Origin of the sequence: Xanthovirga aplysinae, assembly GCF_009711365.1 — a bacterium.
GTDB lineage: Bacteria > Bacteroidota > Bacteroidia > Cytophagales > Cyclobacteriaceae > Xanthovirga > Xanthovirga aplysinae.
The window spans coordinates 1-489 of record NZ_SMMB01000148.1 but is presented as its reverse complement, the minus strand read 5'-3'; the positions used below and the strand labels follow the sequence as shown (position 1 = coordinate 489).

Below are 489 nucleotides of genomic sequence, written 5' to 3'. Positions count from 1 at the left end.
TTGCTTCATATGTAAAAGTAGGAGTAAGAAAAAAAGAAGAATTTTTGGTGATTGAGTTAAGAGATAATGGGTTAGGTATGTCAGAGGAGGTAAAGGAGAAAGTGTTTGACATGTTTTTCCGTGGGATAGAAAGTTCTTCAGGTCCTGGGCTTGGTCTTTATCTAGTCAAGAATGCTGTTGACTTTTTGAAAGGTAGGATTTCCCTGGAAAGTGAAGAATATTTGGGAGTTTCTTTTACCATTTTTCTTCCTTATAAATTTTGACTTTTTCACCTAAAGAAAATAATTGATTTTCAAAAGTTGAAGGTATTAGTATTGGTGGTAAAAAGATGCCTTTTATAAAAAAACTATTGATAGTCAGATTTATGGTAAAAAAACAATTACGGTTTGCCCCTGTTAACCAAGCTCGCTAATTGGAGGGCCTTTTGGCCATAGGGTAAATTTAAGTCGATGAAGCTCATGCTAAAACTATATGAGATTCCTTATTCAG

General features: G+C 33.9%; 1 protein-coding gene. It reads left to right on the top strand.

Translation table 11 applies throughout. The features are described 5' to 3' along the window. Positions 1-263, top strand: a 263-nt coding sequence (locus E1171_RS00235) for a sensor histidine kinase (protein WP_187696098.1), incomplete at its 5' end; no start/stop codon positions are given. Positions 264-489 lie beyond the last annotated feature (226 nt).